The organism is Streptomyces sp. NPDC093094 (assembly GCF_044754345.1).
Lineage (GTDB): Bacteria > Actinomycetota > Actinomycetes > Streptomycetales > Streptomycetaceae > Streptomyces.
In genome coordinates this window covers 209,218-228,150 of sequence record NZ_JBIVOX010000013.1, presented here as the reverse complement: position 1 = coordinate 228,150, position 18,933 = coordinate 209,218, and the positions used below count along the sequence as shown (strand labels likewise).

General features: G+C 72.3%; 19 protein-coding genes. 6 read left to right on the top strand and 13 right to left on the bottom strand.

Annotated elements, in window-relative coordinates:
- Nucleotides 1-188: 188 nt before the first annotated feature.
- Nucleotides 189-686: a MarR family winged helix-turn-helix transcriptional regulator gene (locus ACIQGV_RS27440; RefSeq protein WP_402498697.1), complete on the bottom strand. Its 498-nt coding sequence runs from the start codon at nt 684-686 to the stop codon at nt 189-191.
- Nucleotides 687-797: 111 nt separating this feature from the next.
- Between ACIQGV_RS27440 and ACIQGV_RS27435 the strand changes: the two genes are divergently transcribed.
- Nucleotides 798-1,583, top strand: coding sequence for a dioxygenase (locus ACIQGV_RS27435; protein WP_402498695.1), 786 nt, complete (start codon nt 798-800; stop codon nt 1,581-1,583).
- Nucleotides 1,584-1,602: 19 nt separating this feature from the next.
- On the opposite strand, the gene ACIQGV_RS27430 is transcribed toward ACIQGV_RS27435, so the two are convergent.
- The gene (locus ACIQGV_RS27430; protein ID WP_402498693.1) at nt 1,603-2,121 is read right to left on the bottom strand and encodes a GNAT family N-acetyltransferase; all 519 of its coding nucleotides are present in this window, start codon (nt 2,119-2,121) and stop codon (nt 1,603-1,605) included.
- Nucleotides 2,122-2,291: 170 nt separating this feature from the next.
- On the opposite strand from ACIQGV_RS27430, the gene ACIQGV_RS27425 reads away from it, so the two are divergent.
- Both ACIQGV_RS27425 and ACIQGV_RS27420 read left to right on the top strand, forming a co-directional pair.
- Nucleotides 2,292-3,290: an RNA polymerase sigma factor RpoD/SigA gene (locus ACIQGV_RS27425; protein WP_402498690.1), complete on the top strand. Its 999-nt coding sequence runs from the start codon at nt 2,292-2,294 to the stop codon at nt 3,288-3,290.
- Nucleotides 3,291-3,710: 420 nt separating this feature from the next.
- Nucleotides 3,711-4,496, top strand: a complete 786-nt coding sequence (locus ACIQGV_RS27420) for a TetR/AcrR family transcriptional regulator (protein ID WP_402498688.1) — start codon at nt 3,711-3,713, stop codon at nt 4,494-4,496.
- A gap of 15 nt (nt 4,497-4,511) precedes the next feature.
- Here the strand turns inward: ACIQGV_RS27420 and ACIQGV_RS27415 are convergent, their stop codons facing one another.
- A complete protein-coding gene (locus ACIQGV_RS27415; protein WP_402498685.1) occupies nt 4,512-5,474 on the bottom strand; it encodes a helix-turn-helix transcriptional regulator in 963 nt (320 codons plus the stop codon).
- A 61-nt stretch (nt 5,475-5,535) separates the two neighbouring features.
- Here ACIQGV_RS27415 and ACIQGV_RS27410 point away from each other — a divergent pair, with 61 nt between their 5' ends.
- Nucleotides 5,536-7,110 (top strand): MFS transporter, encoded by a 1,575-nt coding sequence (locus ACIQGV_RS27410; protein ID WP_402498682.1) that lies wholly within the window; start codon nt 5,536-5,538, stop codon nt 7,108-7,110.
- Nucleotides 7,111-7,449: 339 nt separating this feature from the next.
- Nucleotides 7,450-7,725: a hypothetical protein gene (locus ACIQGV_RS27405; RefSeq protein ID WP_402498680.1), complete on the top strand. Its 276-nt coding sequence runs from the start codon at nt 7,450-7,452 to the stop codon at nt 7,723-7,725.
- Nucleotides 7,726-7,743: 18 nt separating this feature from the next.
- Here ACIQGV_RS27405 and ACIQGV_RS27400 read toward each other — a convergent pair whose 3' ends face one another.
- The 4 genes from ACIQGV_RS27400 to ACIQGV_RS27385 form a co-directional block, all read right to left on the bottom strand.
- Entirely contained in the window at nt 7,744-8,487 is a 744-nt protein-coding gene (locus tag ACIQGV_RS27400) for a DUF6227 family protein (RefSeq protein WP_402498678.1), read from the bottom strand.
- Between the two features lie 188 nt (nt 8,488-8,675).
- Nucleotides 8,676-9,890, bottom strand: a complete 1,215-nt coding sequence (locus tag ACIQGV_RS27395) for an Ig-like domain-containing protein (RefSeq protein WP_402498675.1) — start codon at nt 9,888-9,890, stop codon at nt 8,676-8,678.
- Nucleotides 9,891-10,084: 194 nt separating this feature from the next.
- A complete protein-coding gene (locus ACIQGV_RS27390; RefSeq protein ID WP_402498673.1) occupies nt 10,085-11,113 on the bottom strand; it encodes a P1 family peptidase in 1,029 nt (342 codons plus the stop codon).
- A 79-nt stretch (nt 11,114-11,192) separates the two neighbouring features.
- Complete coding sequence (locus ACIQGV_RS27385; protein ID WP_402498670.1) at nt 11,193-12,431, bottom strand: low temperature requirement protein A; 1,239 nt, start codon at nt 12,429-12,431, stop codon at nt 11,193-11,195.
- 186 nt (nt 12,432-12,617) lie between these two features.
- On the opposite strand from ACIQGV_RS27385, the gene ACIQGV_RS27380 reads away from it, so the two are divergent.
- A complete protein-coding gene (locus ACIQGV_RS27380; protein ID WP_402498667.1) occupies nt 12,618-12,797 on the top strand; it encodes a hypothetical protein in 180 nt (59 codons plus the stop codon).
- 50 nt (nt 12,798-12,847) lie between these two features.
- Here the strand turns inward: ACIQGV_RS27380 and mscL are convergent, their stop codons facing one another.
- The 6 genes from mscL to ACIQGV_RS27350 all read right to left on the bottom strand — a co-directional run bounded on the left by mscL (nt 12,848) and on the right by ACIQGV_RS27350 (nt 18,765).
- The gene (mscL, locus tag ACIQGV_RS27375) at nt 12,848-13,324 is read right to left on the bottom strand and encodes a large conductance mechanosensitive channel protein MscL (RefSeq protein WP_402498664.1); all 477 of its coding nucleotides are present in this window, start codon (nt 13,322-13,324) and stop codon (nt 12,848-12,850) included.
- A 138-nt stretch (nt 13,325-13,462) separates the two neighbouring features.
- On the bottom strand, nt 13,463-14,020 hold the full coding sequence (locus ACIQGV_RS27370) for a hypothetical protein (RefSeq protein ID WP_402498662.1): 558 nt from the start codon (nt 14,018-14,020) through the stop codon (nt 13,463-13,465).
- Between the two features lie 152 nt (nt 14,021-14,172).
- Nucleotides 14,173-15,006 (bottom strand): S-methyl-5'-thioadenosine phosphorylase, encoded by an 834-nt coding sequence (locus tag ACIQGV_RS27365; RefSeq protein WP_402498660.1) that lies wholly within the window; start codon nt 15,004-15,006, stop codon nt 14,173-14,175.
- Between the two features lie 104 nt (nt 15,007-15,110).
- A complete protein-coding gene (locus ACIQGV_RS27360) occupies nt 15,111-15,437 on the bottom strand; it encodes an FmdB family zinc ribbon protein (protein WP_402498658.1) in 327 nt (108 codons plus the stop codon).
- Between the two features lie 67 nt (nt 15,438-15,504).
- Nucleotides 15,505-16,797: an MFS transporter gene (locus ACIQGV_RS27355; RefSeq protein WP_402498655.1), complete on the bottom strand. Its 1,293-nt coding sequence runs from the start codon at nt 16,795-16,797 to the stop codon at nt 15,505-15,507.
- A gap of 438 nt (nt 16,798-17,235) precedes the next feature.
- The gene (locus ACIQGV_RS27350; RefSeq protein WP_402498653.1) at nt 17,236-18,765 is read right to left on the bottom strand and encodes a potassium/proton antiporter; all 1,530 of its coding nucleotides are present in this window, start codon (nt 18,763-18,765) and stop codon (nt 17,236-17,238) included.
- Nucleotides 18,766-18,933: the final 168 nt, after the last annotated feature.

Below are 18,933 nucleotides of genomic sequence, written 5' to 3'. Positions count from 1 at the left end.
GGCCGGCCGGGCGGCACCACCGTCGCCTCCGGCGACGGCGCCCAGGACGAGGCCCAGATCCCCGTCATCGCCCACTGACCACCCGAAACACCGGAAGGGTACCTGCGCGGACCCGCTCGTACGGCCGGGGAAGGGGACGCCCCGGCCGTACGAGGTCCCGGAGCTGCATCCGAGCGGCCTTCAGAGGCTCACCGCAGCCAGGGCAGGTCCGCTCCCGCGTCCGTGGGCTGGAGTCCCTCGGCGACGATCTCCATGATCTCGCCGAGGGACTTCTGCTGTTCCGGGCTCAGCCGGTCGAACAGCGCCTGCCGTACGGCGGTGACATGGCCGGGCGCGGTGCCGCGCAGCACCTCGAAGCCCTCGTCGGTGAGCACCGCGAACTGGCCGCGCTTGTCGGAGGGGCAGTCCTCGCGGCGCACCCAGCCGTTCTTCTCCAGACGGGCGATCGCGTGCGAGAGCCGGGAGCGGGTGATCTTCGCGTCCATGGCCAGCTCGGTCATCCGCAGCCGCCGCCGCGGGGCCTCGGCCAGCTTCACCAGCAGTCCGTAGTAGATGTGCGGCATGCCCGCGTCGCGCTGGAGCTGGCGGTCGAGGTGGTCCTCCAGCAGGGTGGTGGCATGGAGATAGGAGCGCCAGACGCGCTGCTCCTCGGCGGTGAGCCACTGCGGCTCGGCCTCACTGTTCATGGTCCCACTGTACGGGCGTACTTCTTGAAACTTAAACAAGCTCGCCGTACGCTCTTCGGTGACAGGAAGCTTTAAATTTCAAGCGTCGTGCTTCCGGAGGGAGTCCCCACGATGTCCGCCACCCAGGAGCGCATGCCCGCCCTCTACCTCTCCCACGGCGCGCCGCCGCTCGCGGACGACCCCGTGTGGCCCGGCCAGCTCGCCGCCTGGTCCGCCGTCCTGCCCCGCCCCAGGGCGATCCTCATGGTCTCCGCGCACTGGGAGGAGGCCCCGCTCGCGCTGGGCGCCGTCGAGCCGGTCCCGCTGGTGTACGACTTCTGGGGCTTCCCCGAGCACTACTACCGCGTCCGCTACGACGCCCCCGGCGCGCCCGCTCTCGCCGAGTCGGTACGAAAACTGCTGCGTGCCCCCGGCGTGCCCGTGCAGGACATCCCCGACCGCGGCCTCGACCACGGCGCCTACGTGCCGCTGGTGGAGATGTTCCCGGACGCCGGCGTCCCCGTCCTGCAGATCTCCATGCCCACCCTGGACCCCGTGCGCCTGATGGAGATCGGCCGCAGGCTCGCACCGCTGCGCGACGAGGGTGTCCTGATCGTCGGCTCCGGGTTCTTCACCCACAACCTGGCCGCGCTGCGTCACGGCGGGGGTGTGCCCGGCTGGTCGGCCGAGTTCGACGACTGGGGGCGGGGTGCGCTGGAGGCGGGCGACGTGGACGCCCTGCTCGACTTCACCGCCAAGTCCCCCGCCGGGCGGCTCGCCCACCCGCGCACCGAGCACTTCGCGCCGCTGTTCGTGACGATGGGCGCCGCCGAGGCCACGGGCGAGCTCGGGGAACAGAAGTCGGTGATCGACGGGTTCTGGATGGGGCTGGCCAAGCGGTCGGTGCAGTTCGGGTAGTCCCGCCGGGAGGCGTGCCTCACAGCTCCTTCTCGTACCAGGCCACGTCCCAGTAGCGGCCGAACTTGCGGCCCACCTCGCGGTACGTGCCCACGTGCCGGAAGCCGAAGCGCTCATGGAGCCGTACCGACGCCTCGTTGGGCTGGGCGACCCCCGCGTAGGCGCGGTGCAGGTCCTCGCCCGCGAGCGCCTCGAACAGGGCCTTGTACAGCAGGGTGCCCACACCCCGGCCGACCGCCTGCGGGGCGAGGTAGACGGAGACCTCCACCGAGGTCGAGTAGGCCGGTTTCACGCGGAAGGGGCTGGAGGTCGCGTACCCGAGGATCCGCTGTGAACCGGTGTCCTGGGCAACCATCAGCCGGTACGGGCCGTCTTCAGGGTGGGAGAGCAGCCACGAGCGGCGCTCCCGGACGGTGAGGGCGCCGGTGTCAAAGGTGACGGGCGTCTCACGGACGTAGTGGTTGTAGATGTCGGTGAGGGCCTGGAGGTCCCCCTCGACTCCCGGTCTGACCTGCACCTCTACCTGCTCGGACAGCATGGCGACCCCCTCTGTGGCCGGACAGGGTACTGCATGATCAGAAAAATCGTGGAGCCGGTTGGGAATTCTGTCCTGATTCCAGTCGTTGTTTCCATCGGACGCCGGGCACCCGAGAAGAGTGACCGAGTGTCCAGGACCACCCGCTGACCCACCATCGCAAGGGAGCACGCATGGCAACCCGTGCCGTCGCCCGTCGTAAGTCCGCCAGCGGCGAGACCGTCGACGCGGCACGCAGTGTTCGCGCCCATGGCGGCGAGATCGCCGATCGCGACCTGGTCGGCATGTATCTCGACGAGATCGCGCGCACACCGCTGCTCGACGCAGCCAAAGAGGTCGAGCTGTCCCAGACGATCGAGGCGGGTGTCTTCGCGCAGCAGGTTCTCGACGGGTTCGAGGAGTCCAAGGCGGACGCCTCCCGGGCGGAGCTGGCGGCTCTGGTCGCCGAGGCGGAGCGCGCCAAGGACGTCTTCATCCGCTCCAACCTCCGTCTGGTCGTCGCCGTCGCCCGCCGCTACCCCCGCAGCGGTCTGCCGCTGCTGGACCTGGTCCAGGAGGGCAACGCGGGCCTGGTGCGCGCGGTGGAGAAGTTCGACTACCGCAAGGGCTTCAAGTTCTCCACGTACGCCACCTGGTGGATCCGTCAGGCCATCACCCGGTCGATAGCCGACCAGTCCCGCACCATCCGCCTGCCCGTCCACCTGGTGGAGGAGCTGGGCCGGATCCGGCGCGTGCAGCGCGAGTTCAACCGGGACAAGGGCCGTGAGCCGGAGCCCGCGGAGATCGCCGCCGAGCTGGGCACCACTCCCGAGCGCGTCACCGACGTGCTGGACTGGGCCCGTGACCCGGTCTCGCTGAACATGTCCGTGGACGACGACGGCGACACCCAGTTCGGCGACCTCCTGGAGGACACCTCCGCGGTCTCGCCCGAGCAGTCGGTGCTGACCCTGCTGCGCAGCGAGGAACTGGACGACCTCATCGGCCGCCTCGACCAGCGCACGGCCTCCATCATCAAGATGCGCTACGGCATCGAGGACGGCCGGGAACGGACCCTGACCGAGGTCGGCAAGGAGCACGGGCTGACCCGCGAGCGCATCCGGCAGATCGAGAAGCACGCGCTGCTGGAGCTGAAGAAGCTGGCCCATCAGACCGGGTTCGACGCGGCCGCCTGATCCGGACCGCGCCCCCGCGGGGGCGTACGCCGGGTGGCGGAAGGCCGCGCAAACATGGCTGTGTTACGTCGCTTCAACCCGCGGGCAGAGGGAACAACCCTTCAGGGCACGCGAGTCGGCTCCGCAGCGGCCGAACGGCCGCCTCTGCAGGACCGTTTTGCCTCGGCACGGCCGCCACAACAGAACCCAGAGCCACGTCCCGACGCACTCCCCCCGGTGCCGGGACTCTCCCGAGCCGGGCTTGGCGCCTCTCCCCCCTGAGCGCCGGGCCCGGCTCCTCTTCGTGCGCAGCCCGGCGGGGGCGCGCGGCACGAGAGGTCTCGCCGCCGGGCGGACGCCGAAGGGCGGGGCACCCCGGACCTGAACCCCGGGGTGGCCCGCCGGATGGCAGATTGTGCCACACCGGCATAGCCTGCCGACGTGAGCAGCGCCACCCCCGCACAGAACCGGCCTGATGCGCCCGTGTCCCTGACCGAGCGGCGCAAGGCCGAGACCCGCATGGACATCGCCCGTGCGGCTGCCGGGCTGTTCGTCGCACGTGGCCTGAAGGCCACCCGCGCGGAGGACATCGCCCAGGCCGCGGGGATCGCCCCGCGGACCTTCTACCGCTACTTCGCCTCCAAGGAAGAAGCCGTCGCCCCGCTCTACTCGGCGGGCGCCCGGCGCTGGGTGCAGGCCGTGCGCGAGGCTCCCGCCGGGCTCGACGCGCCCGCGGCCCTGGAGCACGCCGTACGGCAGACCCTGGTGCCCGGCGGCGGCGTCTCGGCCGCCCACTGGGAGTGGGTCCGCCCCCTGCTCCGGCTGGCCGGCTCCAGCCCGGCCCTGGGGAAGGTGTGGGCGGAGGTGTGCCGTACGGCGGAGGAGGAGCTGGGGCCGGCGCTGGCGGAGAGGGGCCCCGCCGTCTCCGGAGACGGCGCCTCCGGAGACGGCGCCCCCGGAGACGGCGCCTCCGGAGACGGCGCCTCCGGAGACGGCGCCTCCGGAGACGGCGCCTCCGGAGACGGCGGCGCTCTCGGGGAGGCGGCGGGTGACAACGTTGCCCCGGATCCCGCCCGCCGGCGCTTCGTGGCGGCTGTCGCCAGTGCGGCCGTACGCGTGGCCGTGGAGGCGTGGGCGGCCGGTGACGCGCCACCCGCGGGAGCGCAGGGCCCGGCGGCACTGGCGCTGCGCAACCTGGAGGCGCTGCGGGGGTTCGAGTGGGGGTGAGGCGGGGGGTCCGTGTCAGCTCCCCGCGCGGGTCATCCGTGCCCCCAGCTCCCGTACGCACGCCACCAGCTCCGGCGGCGACTGCACCGTGAAGTCGTACCCCAGCGTGGCCAGTCGCATCGACAGCCACTCCACCGGGTCGGCGGTCGTCGCGCGCAGGCGGCAGCGGTCGGCGCCGAGGGGCTCGGGCGGGCCGATCCAGGCGGGGAGCTTCGCGGCGACGGCCTCGGCGGACGCGTCGAGGACGACCGTGAACTCGTACGTCTCCTGGCGCCGGCCGATCGACCGGCGCAGATACTCCGTCGCGCTGCCGTCCGGAAGCTGCCGCGGGGCGAACCTCGCCCCGGTCGCGAAGGGTTCGCTGACCCGGTCGACGCGGAACGTGCGCCAGTCGGCGCGGTCGAGGTCGTAGGCGACGAGGTACCAGCGGCGGCCCGTCGACACCAGCCGGTAGGGCTCCGTGAGCCTGCGCGACCCGGTGCCGTCCTTGGCGCGGTAGGCGAAGCGCAGACGCTCGTGGCCGGCCACCGTGGAGGCCATCACGATGAGCGTCTCGGGCGCGATACTGGGGCCGTCACCGCTGGTCAGCTGGGTGGTCGCGGCCTGGAGGGTGGTCACCCGGTGGCGCAGCCGGGCGGGCAGCACCTGCTCCAGCTTGGCCAGCGCCCGCACCGACGCCTCGTCGACGCCCTCGACGGCGTGCCCCGCGCCGGCCCGCAGTCCGACCGCGATCGCCACGGCCTCCTCGTCGTCCAGCAGGAGCGGAGGCATCGCCTTGCCCGCGACCAGCCGGTAGCCGCCCTCGGAACCCTTGGTCGCCTGCACGGGGTAGCCCAGTTCACGCAGCCGGTCGATGTCCCGCCGCACCGTGCGCCGCGAGACGCCGAGCCGGTCGGCCAGCTCGCCGCCCGGCCATTCACGGGGCGTCTGGAGCAGGGACAGCATCTGGAGGAGCCGGGCCGGGGTGTCTGTCGTCATGCCCTCAGGGTCTCGCAGAAGTAGGACACGATCTGACCTATTCGACTTCTAGTCTGCCTGTATGAACTCCACCGAGACCCCCCTCTCACCCCTGGCGGGGCAGCAGGCGCCGGCGGACCGGCGCCGCTGGTTCGCCCTCGCGATCGTCATGACGGCGGCCTTCATGGACCTCGTCGACGTCACGATCGTCAACATCGCCATCCCGTCGATCCAGCAGGACACCGGCGCCACGTTCAGCCACATCCAGTGGATCACCGCGGGATACGCCCTCGCGTTCGCCGCCGGGCTCATCACCGGCGGCCGGCTCGGTGACATCCACGGCCGCAAGCGGCTGTTCCTCATCGGCATCGGCGGCTTCACCCTCGCCTCTGCCCTGTGCGGGTTCGCGACGAACCCCGACATGCTGGTCGCCGCGCGCATCCTGCAGGGCGCCATGGCGTCGCTGATGGTGCCCCAGGTGCTCTCGATCGTGCACGCGACCTTCCCGGCGCACGAACGCGGCAAGGTGTTCGGCCTGTTCGGCGCGGTCGTGGGGATGGGCGCGGTGCTCGGTCCGCTGTTGGGCGCCCTGCTGACGGAGGGGAACCTCTTCGGCCTGGAGTGGCGGCCGATCTTCCTCATCAACCTGCCGGTCGGCATCGTCGGCCTGATCCTCGGCCGCCGTTTCATCACCGAGTCCCGCGCCCCGAAGGCGCTGAAGCTGGACCTGGTGGGTGTCGGCCTGGTGACGCTCGGTCTGCTCATGCTGCTGTACCCGCTCACCCGCGGACGCGAGCTGGGCTGGCCGCTGTGGGGGTACGCCTCGATGGCCGGATCCCTCGTCGTGCTGGCCGCGCTGGTGGCCTACGAGCGACGCAAGGCCGCGCGGGACGGTTCCCCGCTCGTCGAGCTGTCCCTGTTCCGGGTGAAGAGCTTCGCCGCCGGTATCGGCGTGCAGGTCGTCTTCGGTGTCGGCCTCGGCATCTTCTTCCTGGTGTGGACCCTGTACCTGCAGATCGGTCTGGGCTGGGGGCTGTTGAAGGCCGGTCTGACCGGAGTGCCGTTCTCGATCGCGGTGTCGGTGGCGGCCGGTATGTCCGTGCAGAAGCTCGTGCCGCGGTTCGGGCGCAAGGTGCTCCAGGCGGGCGCGCTGGTGATGGTTTCCGGAGTGCTGCTGTACCGGTGGGAGGCCGGGCACTACGGCCAGGGCATCACCCCCTGGCAGATGATCCCGCCGCTGGTCGTCATGGGCGCCGGTATGGGCCTGATCTTCGCGCCGCTCACCGACGCGATCCTGTCGGAGGCGCCGCGCGAGCACGCCGGTTCGGCGTCCGGCCTGATCAACACCGTCCAGCAGATGGGCAACGCGCTCGGCCTCGGTCTGGTGTCCGTCGTCTTCTTCGGGGTCGTCGACGACGGCCTCGCCCCGGCGCAGACGGGACCGGCCTTCGTGGACGCCTTCCAGTACGCGCTCGGCTGGGTCGCCGCGGTGATGGGCGCGATCTTCCTGCTGATGTTCGCGCTGCCGAAGCAGCCGGCGGTGCAGGAGGTGCCCGGCTCCGGGGACGCCGCCCCCGAGGGAGCGGGCCACGGGGACGCCGGTGAGCCGGAGGAGGTGCCGGTCGGGGCCGCGGGGTCCCACGGGCCGGCCCGCTGAACCGGCGGCTCCGTGCGGGTCTCCACGGGCGACGGGCATCCGCCCCTCTCCGCAGCGCTGCGGGCAGGGGCGGATGCCCGTCGCCCGTACGGGGCGGGGCCGCGTCGGCCGCACGGCCGGGGGATGTCCGCGGGCCGCGGGCGGGGCGGATGCCCGTCCGGCGTCCGTCCGGTGTCCGTCCGGCGCCGGGCGGGTCGTGGCGGACCCGCCGCCTCGCCGTCCCTTTGGGGCGCTGTGTGGTGTTCACGTCGTCATGGGATGAACAAGACCAACTGCGCCAACTGCGAGATACATCACGGTCCGGGGTGAATTCCCGGGCCGTGGTGTCTACTGGGGCGCATGCCTGAGCACGTCTCGATCCTCCAGTGGGCGGGCGTGGCCTTCCTCGCCCTCGCGGCCGTCGTCTGGGTGGCCGGCCTGACCCGCATCCTGCGCCGCGGCCGCTTCGAGGCCACCGCCTGGAACCCGGCTCCCGCGTGGAATCCGGCCTCCGCCGCTCTGCCGGCCCTCCCGGGCCAGCGCAGGGCCGGCCCCGATCTGGAGTCGGTCGAACTGACCCCGGCCGAACAGGACGCCTTCGCGGGCCTCGTGCGGCAGCTCGCCGACGGGCGCTGAACGGCGCCGCGGCCGGTCTCAGGAGACCTGTGCCGCCCGGCGCTCCATCGCCTCACGGGCCGCGTCCTCGCTCACGTACACCTCGCACATGTGCCGCCCGTCGGGCGTGGCCGTGTGCTCGGCCTCCCACAGGGACAGCTCCCTGCCGTCGAGCAGCAGGAAGGCGTGCTCGTAGAGCGAGAAGCCCAGACCCGCCCGGCCCGCTCTGCAGGGCCGTCCGAAAGCCTGGGTGATCTGATGCGCGAAGGCCGTGGCCAGCAGCGCCGCGACCTCCGCCCCCGGCCGGTCCGGGTTCTCGGCGCGGCGCAGCAGCCGGCGCGCGTGGTCCGCCGAGTCGTCGGGCACGTACGCGTGACGGGGGCCCGGCAGGGGCGGCGGCGGGACGAGGGCCGGCAGCTCGAAGTCGGGCGCCTCCGGCGGCAGCGGGAGCCGTCCGGTCGCCGCGCCCAGCTCCTCCTCGTCGATGTACACCTCGTGGTCCGTGGCGTCCGAGGCGGTGTTGTGCACGAGCTCCCACAGGGTGAGTGCCGAGCCGTCGGCCAGCAGCCAGGTGTGCCGGTACGTCTCCCGGTGCAGGCCCGCGCTGTGGTGCGCGGAGTGCAGTGAACTGTCGTGCGCCAGCGCGGTGTCGAGCCGTCGTATGACGTCGTCCGGCAGCTCGAAGGAGTTCAGGGCGCGGCCGAGCAGCCGCGCGAGGTGCTCTTCCGGAGACTCCGGCGACTCGTGTGGTTCGTGCACTGCGGTCTCGTACGGAACGCTCAAGGTTTCTCCCGGCGTTGCTGCATGTCACCTTGTGGGTGCATACCGTAGCCCCTCGGTCGGACATCGTGTCCGGGATCCGGGAAAACGGACGCGGGGAAAACGACCGGGCCGCCGGAGAAGTTCCCGTACGGCCCGACGCCTGGTCAAAATCCGCTGGTCACCGCCGAGTTGGACCGGCCGTGATCCGCTCAGACCGCGCTGCCCGCGGCCCAGTCGCCCCACGCCATGTTCCAGCCGTTGAGCCCGTTGTCCGGGTCCACCGTGTCGTCGGGGGAGTTCTTCACCACGACCACGTCCCCGACGAGGGAGTTGTCGTAGAACCACTTGCCCGTCGTGTCCCCCTGCGCGCCCTGCACGTCCTGGAGCCCCACGCAGCCGTGGCTCGTGCCCTCGCGGCCGAACGGCGGGTTGCCCTGGTTGTACCAGTAGTTGCCGTGCACGAAGGTGCCGGAGCCCGTCAGCTGCATGGCGTGCGGCACGTCCGGGATGTCGTACTGTCCGGCGAACCCGACCGTCGAGCCGTCCATGCGCATCTGCTCCCACTTGCCGGAGATCACCATCTGTCCGTTGTAGGTGGTGTTCTCCGGGCTGCCCGCCGAGATCGGGATCGTCCTGAGGGTGCTGCCGTCCCGTACGACGGTCATCGTCTGGGTGGCGGCGTCCACCGTGGAGACCTGCGAACGGCCGACCGTGAAGGTGACGGTCTTCTTCTGCACGCCGTAGGCGCCGTTCGCGCCCTCCACGCCGTCCAGGTCGATCTTCATCGTGACCTTCGAGCCGGCCTTCCAGTACTCCTGCGGCCGGAAGTCGAGCCGCTGCGAGCCGAACCAGTGCCCGACGACCTGCTGCCCGCTGTCCGAGCTGACCGTGATGTGGCTCTGCACGGCCTTCTTGTCGGTGATCTCCTTGTCGAACGTGAACGACACCGGCATCCCCACCCCGACCGTGGTGCCGCCGTCCGGCAGATACGTCCCGATGAAGCTGTTGTCCGTCGAGACCGTGGTGAACCGGGAGTCCGCCGCGGCGGTCCGGCCGTCGTCGTTCTTCGCGGTCGCCGCTATCCGGTACGCCGTCCCGCGCTCCAGCTGCTCCTTCGGCTTCCAGCTGGTGCCGTCCGCCGACATCGCCCCGGCGACGGCCTCGCCCGAGTCCGCCTCGGTCATCTTCACGCCGGTCAGCGTGCCGTCGCTGACCTTCACGCCGGTCGTGTTGATGGACGCGCCCGTGGAGCCGTTCTTCGCCGAGATGACGATCCGCGGCAGCGAGCTCGCGGTGTCGCCTCCGCCGTTCTTGCCGTCGTCCGTGCCGGCGCTCCCGCCGCAGGCGGTCAGGGTGAGGGCGCCGACCATCAGGGCGGCGCAGGCCGCCACCATGCGCCGCGGGGCTATGTCCGGCGTAGTCACGATCTGCTCCAGGTCTGTGTGATGTGCGTGGTCCGCTGCAATCCGTGGAGAAAGAGGCGGGCAGCCGTCCTCGGGTTCCCACCGGTCGAGCGTGGTGCCGTCACGTGACAGAACCGGGACAATTTCCTTCGTCCGGAGGGCTGTTGAGGCAGGTCCCGGCGGCCGGTCCGGGGCCGGGAGGGACCGCGGACGGCTCACCGGGGCCCGTACAGCTCCTCGTACGACGGCCATGCCCCGCCCGGTCCGTCCACGGACCCGGCCGTGCGCACGGCGCGGACGATGGCGCGCGTCACCACGTCCGCGCCCGCGGCGAGGATCTCGTTCAGCGCGAGCGGACGTCCGGTGTCCAGCGGGCGTGCCCCGGTGGCCAGCGCGAACACCGTGTCTCCGTCGTTGAGCAGATGCACCGGCCGTACGGCCCGCGCGATGCCGTCGTGCGCCGTGCCGGCCAGCTTCTGCGCCTGCGCGCGGGTGAGGTCCGCGTCGGTGGCGACCACGGCGAGGGTGGTGTTCAACGGCGGCGGCGCGTTCTTCGCCGAGGTCTCCGCCAGACGCCGGCACGCGGCGGCGTGCACCCCCGCCCCGGGCCGCTCCAGCCTCCCCTCGAACAGCTCCCCGTACAGCACGCCCGTCCCGGGGTCCGTCGCCGAGCCCGCCGCGTTGGCCACCACCAGCGCGGCCACGGTGATCCCGCAGGCGAGCACCGTGGAGGCCGTGCCGACCCCGCCCTTGAGCGGTCCGACCGCCGCTCCCGTGCCCGCGCCCACGCACCCCTCGGGCACCTGTGCGCCGGCCGCTCCCGCCGCGGCCGCCTCCACGGCGGCCCGTCCGGTGGCGGCGTCCGGCCGGGCGCGGAAGTCGCCGCCGCGTCCGAGATCGAAGATGCAGGCCGCGGGCACGACGGGCACGACGTGCGCCGGGTCCGGCCCGACGGGCACCCCGCGCCCGCGCTCCTCCAGCCAGGCCATCACACCGGAGGCCGCGTCGAGCCCGTAGGCGCTGCCGCCCGTCAGCACGACCGCCTCGATCCTCTGGACCACGTTGCGCGGGTCGAGGGCGTCGGTCTCCTTGGTGCCGGGGCCGCCGCCCCGCACGTCCACGGCGGCGATCGCGCCGCCCTCGGGGGCGAGGACGACCGTGGTGCCGGTGAGCCATCCGCCGCCGGTGCGCGTGGCATGCCCGACGCGCAGTCCGGCGACGTCCGTCAGGGCGTCGACTGTCATGGTGACCAGTCTTGCCCTCTTCGAAGGCGCGTGGGGCGGTTACACACCCCGGGGCCGCCGCGTACTTCCCCGGGCGGTGTCAGCCGGCCTGCGCGGCCGTCCTCGCCGTGCGCTCCCGGGCCGTCATGCGCGCCGTCAGGGTCGTGCCGGTCGCCACCGCCAGCGCCGAGACCAGACCCGCGGCGAGCACCGCCCATTCGCCCAGGAAGGTGCAGCAGATGACGGCCAGCGCCGTGACCGGCAGGACCGCCTGCTGGGCGATGCCCACTTTGAAGTGACGGGAGTGCAGGGCCCAGAGGGTGAGCAGATACAGCGCGGTGGGCAGGGTCACCGCGGCGGAGGCGGCCAGGGCGGAGATGTGCGCCTCGCCGACCGACTGCTCCACGGCCACCTCCAGGCCCGCGCCGATCGCCGCCGCCGACGCGAAGATCAGGTAGTGGCCGTATCCCCACAGGAACGCCTGCCGACTGGAGCGCAGATGCCCGTGGATGGGCACGACGAAGTAGACCCACCAGGCGGAGAAGACGATCAGCAGGCCGCCCGTCGCGATCGGCAGCAGGTCGGCGAGTGCGTCGTTCTCCTCGACGCCCGTCTTCACGGCGACCGTCGCCGCGGCGATCGTCTCGCCCAGCACGATGATCGTGAACAGCCCGTACCGTTCGGCGATGTGGTGCGGATGCCAGGAGGTGGAGGTGTCCTTCTCGGCGAACACGGGCACGCACAGTTCGGCGAGCGCCATCACCAGGAAGAGCCAGGGCCTGCCCGTCTCCGGGAGGAACAGCAGCCCCAGCCAGCCGATCTGACAGAGCAGCACGCCGCCCGCGTACCGCAGGGTCATGGTTCTCTCGGCGCCGGTCGCCGATCTCGCGGCACGCAGCCATTGCGTGGCCATGGCGAGGCGCATGATGGCGTAGCCGAGCCAGACGGCCAGGAAGTCGTGTTCGTCGAACGCCCGCGAGACGCCGGCGGCGAGCACCAGCACGCCGGCGATCTGGACCAGGGTGACCACCCGGTAGAGCACGTCGTCGTTGTCGTACGCCGACGCGAACCAGGTGAAGTTCATCCACGCCCACCAGATGGCGAAGAAGACCATCGCGTAGTTCATGATCCCCTCGCCGGCGTGGTTCTCGGCGATGGCGTGCACCAGCTGGGCGCCCGCCTGGGCGATGGCGACGACGAAGCACAGGTCGAAGAAGAGCTCGAGGGGTGACGCGACCCGGTGGGTCTCGTCGCGGCCCCGCGAGGTCAGCTTGCGCAGCGGCCGTCCGGCAGCGGGCGGTCCCGAGGAGGCCGCGGACGGAGTCGAACTGGAGGTCATGCCTCCCAGCACAGCAGATGCACGCCGGAAAATCCTGTGGGCGGGGAGCCGGAGAGTCCGGCCGAATCCCCTGGTCGCCCGCCCTTCGCCCCGACCGGGACAGCACGCCGGGCGCCGTGGAGGGCACGGCCGCGGGGGAGGGCACGGCCGCGGGGGAGGCCGCCGCGGGGGCCGTACGCTGGACGCATGACTACCGCATCCGCCCCCGAGCCGCGTGACCCCAAGGCCGCGCTGATCTTCGACGACCCGCTGTCCCGGCAGTCCTCGGACGACACGGACCGCGGGTGGGGCGACGAGCGGCCTGCCGGCGGAGGCGCCGACGACCTCAAGCGCTTCCTCGACGAGAAGCCGCCCCACCACCTGTGATCCGGGGCGGACGACCCGGCGGGCCGGGGCCCGCCGGGCCGCTCCGGCCGCTAGCGCTCGTCGTGGCCCGAGCCCCGCTGCGCGACCAGCGCGTCGCGGATCTCCTTGAGCACCTCCAGCTCGGTCACCTCGATGACCTCGTGGGTGCCCTCCTTGGCCTTCCGCTGGGCCTCCACCCGCGCCAGATACTTCGACATCGGCAGCACCATCAGGAAGTAGACCACCGCCGCGGTGATCACGAAGCTGAGCGTCGCTCCCAGGACCGAGCCCCACAGGATCGTCACACCGCTGGTGACCGTGCCGTCGGCGGCCACCTCGCAGGGCCCCTTGAGGCACGAGCGGTAGCTGTCGAGGTTCTTGGTGCCGATCGCTCCGACCAGCGGGTTGATGACGCCCTTCACCACCGAGTTGACGATGTTGGTGAAGGCGGCACCGATGACCACCGCCACCGCCAGATCGATGACATTCCCACGCATCAGGAATGCCTTGAAGCCCGCCCAGACGCTGGGACTCTTCTTCTCGCTCACCTCGGAGCCTCTCCTCGGACGCACTCGTTGTGGAATTAGCCGCTCCGCAACCTACGTCAGGGTGAGGCCGTCCTGTCCAATCCCACAGCACGGACGAGCGACTTGACCGTGTGTCACACACACGGTCCGGGACACGGGTCAGCACAGCGTCACCGCCAGCCGTGACGTGGCGCCCGCCCCGGCCAGCCGTGCCGCGGTCGGGCGCGGCACCGAGAGCACGACGAGCGCCCCCATGCCGGCGGTCTCCGCGCCGGGCGGGGGCACCTCGGTCACCCGTGCCCCGCGGGCGACCACCCGGGCGTCGCCGCCCGCCGCCGTCTCCCGCGCCGCGATCACGTCGACGCGGTCGCCGGGGCGCAGCAGCCGCACCGTGGCGCCGTCGGCGATGCGCACCGGTGCCTCCACCGTCCGGTCGGCCCGGGGCTTCGGTGCCGGGCCGGCCGCCGGACGGCCGTGGGTCCGTTCGTCCCGGTGGGCGTCGGCGTCCCCGCGGGGGCCGGTCGCCCCGAGAGCGGCCGCCGTCACCGCGAGCCCGGCGGCCAGGGCCCACCCGCGATGCCGGACGAGCCGGCGCAGCCGGTACCCCCCGCCGCGCACCCGTAAGGGAGCGAAGTGCGGCACCTCGCACGTGGCCGGAGCGTCGCTGCCGGGCGGATGCGGGGCGGGGGAGAAGGGGGAATCGGGAGGAACGGACACGGGGATCACCACCTGCGACGGGAATCGGTGTGCGGATCCACGATGAGGTCCGGCGCCGACGCCCGTCGGGCCCGGTGGGCCACCGGCCGGTTGTGGACAACCCGCTCACCCGAAGGTGGGCTTCCGCCGCGGCGGCCGACGCTCCCGGGGGGCTACGGCAGCGTGAAGCCCGGGTCCATCCCGCCCAGCGCCGTCGTGCACAGACAGTCCCGGTCGCCGGTGGTGGGCAGCGCGGCGACCGCGTCGAACAGGACACCCCGCAGCCGGTCGACGTTCGCGGCGAAGACCCGCAGCACCTCGTCGTGCGAGACGCCCTCGCCGGTCTCGGCACCCGCGTCCAGGTCGGTGACCAGGGTGAGGGAGGTGTAGCAGAGCTCCAGCTCCCGCGCGAGGGCCGCCTCGGGATGGCCCGTCATGCCGACCACCGACCAGCCCTGGGCCTGGTGCCACAGCGATTCGGCGCGGGTCGAGAAGCGCGGCCCCTCCACCACGACCAGGGTGCCGCCGTCCACCGCCTCCCAGTCCCGGCCGCGGGCCGCCTTGAGCGCGGCGGCCCGTCCGGTGGGGCAGTACGGGTCGGCCAGGGACACATGCACCACGTTCGGCACGGTGCCGTCCGGCAGGGGCAGCCCGTCGAAGTAGGTCCCCACCCGCGACTTCGTCCGGTCCACCAGCTGATCCGGCACGAGCAGCGTGCCCGGGCCGAACTCCGGACGCAGACCGCCCACCGCGCACGGGCCGAGGATCTGGCGCGCACCGACCGAACGCAGCGCCCACAGGTTGGCCCGGTAGTTGATCCGGTGCGGCGGCAGATGGTGGCCGCGGCCGTGACGCGGCAGGAACGCGACCCGCCGGCCCGCGATCTCGCCGAGGAAGAGGGAGTCGCTGGGCGGCCCGTACGGGGTGTCCACCTGGATCTCGGTGACGTCGTCGAGGAACGAGTAGAAGCCGGATCCGCCGATTACACCGATGTCTGCGTTCGCCATGACCAGCACGGTAGCCCGCCCGCGCGGGACGCGGGCGCCCGGTGCCGAAGAAGCCGAGGACCCCGCCGTCGGAGCGACGGCGGGGTCCCGCGGAGCGAAATGCCTCAGGCGGCGGAGCTGCCGGCCGTCCCCGAGGACTTGGAGTCCGAGGACGACGAGCCGGAGGACGACGAAGACGTCGAGGACGACGCCGTCGAGGACGCGGACGTCGAGGAGGCGGGCTTCGCCGACGCGGGCGAGCTGCTCGACGACGCGCCGCGGCTGTCGTTGCGGTAGAAGCCGGAGCCCTTGAAGACGATGCCGACCGCGGAGAACACCTTCTTGAGGCGGCCACCGCAGTTGGGGCACTCGGTCAGGGCGTCGTCGGTGAACTTCTGCACCGCTTCAAGGCCCTCGCCGCACTCGGTGCACTGGTACTGGTAGGTCGGCACTGTCTTCCTCCTGGCACTCTCACTCGATGAGTGCTAACGACGGTCCATAGTGACGTATTCCCGGGAATCAGTCCACCGTCACCGGCGCGCGGTGACCCACGCCACGTGCGACGGTGCGTCCGGCCGGCCGTGCCGCCAGGCGCGAGCGCAGGGCGACCACGGTCGCGAGGGCCAGCAGGGTGCCGCCCATCGGCACGAGGAATCCTGCACCGTCCCGGAAGCGGTCCTCCAGCTGTCCGGCGACCGTGACCGCGGCCGCCTGGCCGAGCGCGACCGCGCCGGTCAGCCAGGTGAACGCCTCGGTGCGCGCCCCGGCCGGGACCAGGCCCTCCACCAGGGTGTAGCCGGTGATCAGGGCGGGGGCGATGGACATGCCGACGAGCAGGCCGAGACCCGCGAGGACCGGCACCGAGTGCGCGGCCCACAGGCCGGAGGCGACCAGCGCGAGCGCGGCGTACCCGAGGACGAGGCGGCGCTGCGGGGCGGCCCTCCAGGCGATGGCGCCGCAGGCGATGCCGGAGATCATGTTGCCCGCGGCGAAGGTTCCGTACAGCACGCCGTTCAGGCCGGGCTCGCCGATGGACTCGGTGAACGCCGCCAGCGACACCTGCATGCCGCCGAAGACCGAGCCGATGCCGAGGAAGGCCACGACCAGGACGCGCACCCCCGGGACGCTCAGCGCGGAGGCGTGCTGCACGCGCGCGTGCCCGGCGGGGGAGACCCGCGGCTGCGTGGCCTTCTGCGCGGCGAACAGCAGACCGCCCAGCAGCGTCAGCGACGCCTCGGTCACCAGGCCCGCGGCCGGGTCCACGGCCGTGCACAGGGCGGTCGCCAGCAGCGGGCCGACGACGAAGGTGAACTCGTCCGTGACCGACTCGAAGGCCGCCGCGGTGGTCATCAGCGGTGAGCCCTGGAGCTTCACGCCCCAGCGGGCCCGCACCATGGGCCCGACCTGCGGGACCGAGGCGCCGGTGGGCACGGCGACCAGGAACAGCGCCCACAGGGGCGCGTGGGTCAGTGCGAGCGCCGTGAAGGCGAGACCCGACAGGGTGTGCACCAGCACGCCGGGGACGAGCACGGCACGCTGTCCGAAGCGGTCGGCGAGCCGCCCGCTGTAGGGCGCGAACAGGGCCATGGAGACACCTGTGACGGCCGCGGCGGCGCCCGCCGCTCCGTAGGAGCCGGTCGTGTGCTGCACGAGCAGCACGATCGAGATGGTGAGCATCGCGAACGGCTGGCGTGCCGCGAAGCCGGGCAGCAGGAAGGTCCAGGCACCGCGGGTGCGCAGCAGTTGCCCGTATCCCGGGCGGGAGGGGGCCGGCGAGTTCTTCGACGGCTCGGTGGTGACCGTGGATGCCACGGCCCGTGCCTTTCTGCCGCCTGGTAGCACGGCCCCTGCGGGTGGGGGGCGGCGCCGAGAGCTGTCCTCTTGCGCTGAACTGCGGTAGATACCGGCGCCCCTCCGCGGGAGGGCGTCGCTGGCCGCCATACGGTCGCGCCAGCTCTGCGTCAGGCAGAGTTGGTTCGATCAAGGTCCGCCTTCATCGTACAGGGATCTACGCGCGTTGCGTCTGTGAAAGCGGGCACCATGCGCGCGCGGACCTCTGATGTCAAACGGTGTGAAGGGTATGAAATATTCCCTTAACGCCAGGACGGCCTCCGCCGCGACCCCGGCCACGGCCTCCGCCGCGACCCCGGCCACGGCCTCCGCCGCGACCCTCGCCGCGGTCCCAGCCGCTGTCCCCGTCACGGCCTCCGCCGCGCCCCCGTCCCGCTGCCGGACCCGCCGGCCGGTCCCTCAGGGCCGGTCCGGGTTCCCGCCCGTGCCCAGCCATCCGGCCAGCTTGCCGCCCTGTCCCACGGCCCGCAGCCGGCGCTCGGCGGCGTCCCGTACCGGGTCCGTGGCGACGACCAGCAGCTCGTCGCCGCGCCGCAGCACCGTGGAGGGAAGCGGGACGAACGATTTTCCGTCCCGCACGACCAGCGTCACCGCGGCGCCGGCGGGCAGCCGCAGCTCGCTGACCTCGACCCCGTGCATCCGGGAGCCGGGCGGGATGGCGACGGACAGCAGATGGCCGCGCAGCCGCTCCAGGGGCGCGGACTCGATGCCGAGGTCGGCCGCCTCGGACCCGGTGCGCAGACGCAGCGCGCGGGCGAGCCAGGGAAGTGTGGGGCCCTGGATGAGGGTGTAGACGACGACCAGGACGAAGACGATGTTGAAGATGCGGCGGCTGCCGTCGACGCCGCTCACCATGGGGATGGTCGCCAGGATGATGGGCACGGCGCCGCGCAGCCCGGCCCAGGACATCAGTGCCTGCTCCGTCCAGGGCACACGGAACGGCGTCAGGCACGCCACGACGCTCAGCGGACGGGCCACCATCGTCAGCACGAGCCCGATCACGAGGGCGGGCCAGATGTCGTCGCCCAGCTCGTGCGGGGTGACGAGCAGGCCGAGCAGGACGAACATGCCGATCTGGGCGATCCAGCCCAGCCCCTCGGCGAAGCCGCGCGTCGCGGGCCAGTGGGGCAGGCGCGCGTTGCCCATGACCATGGAGGCGAGGTAGACGGCGAGGAAGCCGCTGCCGTGCGCCTGGGCGCCGACGGCGTACGCGGCCACCGCGATGGCCACGACGGCGATCGGGTAGAGGCCGGAGGCGGGCAGTGCCACGTGCCGCAGCCCCCAGGTGCCGAGCCAGCCGATCGCGAGGCCCACGGCCGCGCCGATGGCGAGCTCTCCCGCTATCTCGGCGACGAGGACGTACCAGTGCTCGACCGGACCCGCGGCGGAGAAGGAGACGACCAGGATCACGACGGGGGCGTCGTTGAAGCCGGACTCCGCCTCCAGGGTGCCCGTCACACGTGAGGGCAGCGGAATTCTGCGCAGTACGGAGAAGACGGCCGCGGCGTCCGTGGAGGAGACGACCGCGCCGATGATGAGGGCCTGGCGCCAGTCCAGGCCGGTCAGGTAGTGCGCGCCCGCGGCAGTGACGCCCACGCTCACCGCGACCCCGCCCAGCGCCAGCGCGGTGGCGGCCGGCAGGGCCGGTTTGATCTCCTTCCACTTCGTGCTCAGACCGCCCTCGGCCAGGATCACGACCAGGGCCGCGTATCCGATGACCTGGGTGAGCTCGGCGTCGTCGAAGTGGATGTCACCGATGCCGTCCTGGCCCATGAGGACGCCGATGCCCAGGTACACGAGCAGGCTGGGGAGCCCGCTGCGCGAGGAGACCCGGACCGCGGCGACCGCGGCGAGCAGGACGAGCGAGCAGGTGAGCAGGAGCTGGTTGAGGTCGTGGACTGACAGTGGCCGTTCCCTTCCCTGACGCACGGGGGCGGCACGCGCGCGTGGACGCTCGCGTCCATGGGACACGAAGGCGGGCCGCCCCGCATCCAACTACTTCGTTACCTTACCTAACTCTTGACGTTTTCTTGACGCTCGACGAGGCAAGATCGAACGCCCGTTCCGCGCTGGTTCCCGACTCCGCGTCAAGGCGCG

Excerpts from the sequence above, each read along its gene's own strand:
- ACIQGV_RS27425 (WP_402498690.1), top strand. The coding sequence starts at position 2,292 with ATGGCAACCCGTGCCGTCGCCCGTCGTAAGTCCGCCAGCGGCGAGACC.
- ACIQGV_RS27390 (WP_402498673.1), bottom strand. The coding sequence starts at position 11,113 with ATGACAGTCGACGCCCTGACGGACGTCGCCGGACTGCGCGTCGGGCAT.
- ACIQGV_RS27365 (WP_402498660.1), bottom strand. The coding sequence starts at position 15,006 with ATGGCGAACGCAGACATCGGTGTAATCGGCGGATCCGGCTTCTACTCG.
- ACIQGV_RS27410 (WP_402498682.1), top strand. The coding sequence starts at position 5,536 with ATGAACTCCACCGAGACCCCCCTCTCACCCCTGGCGGGGCAGCAGGCG.
- ACIQGV_RS27430 (WP_402498693.1), bottom strand. The coding sequence starts at position 2,121 with ATGCTGTCCGAGCAGGTAGAGGTGCAGGTCAGACCGGGAGTCGAGGGG.
- ACIQGV_RS27405 (WP_402498680.1), top strand. The coding sequence starts at position 7,450 with ATGCCTGAGCACGTCTCGATCCTCCAGTGGGCGGGCGTGGCCTTCCTC.
- ACIQGV_RS27380 (WP_402498667.1), top strand. The coding sequence starts at position 12,618 with ATGACTACCGCATCCGCCCCCGAGCCGCGTGACCCCAAGGCCGCGCTG.
- ACIQGV_RS27435 (WP_402498695.1), top strand. The coding sequence starts at position 798 with ATGTCCGCCACCCAGGAGCGCATGCCCGCCCTCTACCTCTCCCACGGC.
- ACIQGV_RS27415 (WP_402498685.1), bottom strand. The coding sequence starts at position 5,474 with ATGACGACAGACACCCCGGCCCGGCTCCTCCAGATGCTGTCCCTGCTC.
- ACIQGV_RS27385 (WP_402498670.1), bottom strand. The coding sequence starts at position 12,431 with ATGACCTCCAGTTCGACTCCGTCCGCGGCCTCCTCGGGACCGCCCGCT.
- ACIQGV_RS27440 (WP_402498697.1), bottom strand. The coding sequence starts at position 686 with ATGAACAGTGAGGCCGAGCCGCAGTGGCTCACCGCCGAGGAGCAGCGC.